The organism is Rhodococcus sp. NPDC057014, from assembly GCF_042673295.1.
In the GTDB taxonomy this organism is placed as follows: Bacteria; Actinomycetota; Actinomycetes; order Mycobacteriales; family Mycobacteriaceae; genus Rhodococcus_F.
In genome coordinates this window covers 1-2,623 of the sequence record NZ_JBHUSF010000568.1, presented here as the reverse complement: position 1 = coordinate 2,623, position 2,623 = coordinate 1, and the positions used below count along the sequence as shown (strand labels likewise).

Below are 2,623 nucleotides of genomic sequence, written 5' to 3'. Positions count from 1 at the left end.
GCTTGTTGTTTGTGGGGGGGGCGGGCCGGGACCCCTTTTGGGGGGCGGTGACCGGCACTTCTCACGGTGCGAGGCCGCGCGCTGTGAACTTTACGTACTTTAATCTTCATGTAATGGACTGTTGTCCAATAGTTTTCGATTCAACTGGGCGAAAAGTGCTGCCACAGTGACACATGCCACAAGATCGCGTCCGTTTCGGGCGTTTCGTCGTTCTCCGCCCGTAAGGTGTCGACATGTCGTCGATCCTCGAGAACGAGAAAGCACCCCCATCCGGTGCCCCCGCCCCCGGACCGACCCGTGGCGAAAGGTGGCGAGATAACGCGCGATACGACCTACCCGCATCGCTCGTCGTCTTCCTCGTCGCCCTACCGCTGTCGCTCGGCATCGCCATCGCGTCCGACGCCCCGATCATGGCGGGACTCATCGCCGCGATCGTCGGAGGTGCGGTCGCGGGTTCCGTCGGTGGGGCGCCGCTCCAGGTCAGCGGTCCGGCCGCCGGATTGACCGTGGTGGTAGCCGAATTGGTCGCCACGTTCGGCTGGAAGGCCACCTGCGCGATCACCGTCGCCGCCGGATTCCTTCAAATCATCTTCGGGCTCAGTAAGATTGCCCGCGCCGCCCTGGCCATCGCGCCGGTCGTCGTCCACGCCATGCTGGCCGGCATCGGAATCACGATCGCCCTCCAGCAGATTCACGTCCTCCTCGGCGGCAGCTCCCACAGCTCGACCGTCGAGAACATCACCCAGCTGCCCGGGCAGCTGATATCCGCCCGGTACGGCGACGTTCTCGTGGGCGCGGTGGTCATCGTCGTCCTGTTGTTCTGGAAGAAGACGCCCGGCAAGCTGAAGGTTCTTCCGGGGCCGCTGGTCGCCGTCGTCGCCGCCACCGTTCTGTCCCTGGTTCTTCCGTTCGAGCTCGATCGAATCACGTTGGACGGCTCCCTGTTCGACGCCGTGGCGCTTCCCTCGATGCCGGAAGGCCCGTGGCTCGCCGTGGCCACCGGTGTGCTCACGGTCGCGCTGATCGCCAGCGTCGAGAGCCTGCTCTCCGCCGTCGCCGTCGACAAGATGCACGGCGGGACCCGGTCGGAATTCAATCGGGAACTCGTCGGGCAGGGCTCGGCCAACATGGTCTCGGGTCTCATCGGCGGCCTGCCGGTCACCGGTGTCATCGTGCGCAGCTCCACCAACGTCGCCGCCGGGGCGAAGACCCGGGCGTCCGCCGTGCTGCACGGCGTCTGGATCCTCGTCTTCGCCGCACTGCTCACCGCGCTGGTCGAGCAGATCCCGATGGCCGCGCTCGCTGGACTGCTCATCGTGATCGGCATCCAGCTCGTCAAGATGGCGCACCTGCGCACGGCCCGCCGCACCGGCGACCTGTGGGTGTACGGCGTGACCGTGGCCGGTGTGGTCTTCCTGAACCTGCTCGAAGGCGTGATCATCGGTCTCGCACTCGCGGTGGTCCTGCTGCTGTGGCGGGTCATCCACCCCAGGATGCGCGCCGAACCCATCGGATCCGAGGACTCCGGGCGGTGGCGCGTGACCGTCGAGGGGTCGTGCAGCTTCCTGTCCATGCCCGCACTGACCGGGCTGCTCGCGAAGGTTCCCGCGGGCGCACACGTCACCGTGGAACTGGCGGTCGACTTCCTCGACCACGCCATGTTCGAAGCGATCGACGACTGGAAGCGGCACTACGAGAACAACGGCGGAACCGTCGTGATCGACGCGCTCGGTCCCGTCGACATGGACGCCGTGGGTGCGTCGCCGCCCCGGCGCGGCGTCGGCGTGGCGAGCCCCCGCGGGTTCGCTCCGTGGAAGAGCTGGCAGCCGCGGCACCACGACACCGCTGAGACCACCACACCGGCGGCGCTGCGACCCGTCCTCGCCGGAGTGTCGGAGTACCACCGGCGCCACGCGGCGCAACTGCAGCCGCACCTCGATGACCTGCGGGACGGGCAGCGCCCCGACTCGCTGTTCCTCACCTGCTCCGATTCACGCATCGTGCCGAACGTCATCACCAGCAGCGGTCCCGGCGACCTCTTCACGGTGCGCAACGTGGGCAACCTCGTCCCGACCGGGAAGCAGGACATGTCCGTCGAAGCGGGCCTGGCCTTCGCGCTCGACGAACTCGAGGTCAGCTCGGTAATCGTGTGCGGCCACTCCGGCTGCGGCGCGATGAAGGCCGTCCTGGCAGAGGCGCAGGCGGACACGGACGGATCCGAGGGGGCCGTCGAGCAGTGGCTGACGTTCGCGCGGCCGAGCCGCACGGCGTTCCTCGGCGGTCACCCGGTGGCGCGGGCAGCGGCGGAACTGGGATTCGACGAAGTCGACCAGCTGGGCATGGTCAACGTGGCGGTCCAGGTGCAAACCCTCGGGCGCCATCCCCTCGTCGGCGCGGCGGCGGCCGAGGGCCGAGTACGCGTCGCGGGAATGTTCTTCGACATTCCGTCCGCGCGCGTACTCGAGATCACCTCGACCGGTGTGTCCTACCTGGACCACGTGCCGACATGATTCAGAGGAGATGGACCCTCTTGTAGAGGCGCTTCGGCGGGCCGCCGACGAGGCCGACGCCATCGAGGAACTGCATCAACTTGGAACCGGACGTCCGGACGGTGTCCTTGTAG

1 protein-coding gene is annotated in these 2,623 nt (G+C 67.6%); it reads left to right on the top strand.

Translation table 11 applies throughout. The annotated features are described in order from the left end of the window. Window positions 1-233: 233 nt before the first annotated feature. Window positions 234-2,510, top strand: a complete 2,277-nt coding sequence (locus tag ACFTZB_RS44880) for a SulP family inorganic anion transporter (protein WP_378442356.1) — start codon at window positions 234-236, stop codon at window positions 2,508-2,510. The last annotated feature ends 113 nt before the right edge of the window (window positions 2,511-2,623 follow it).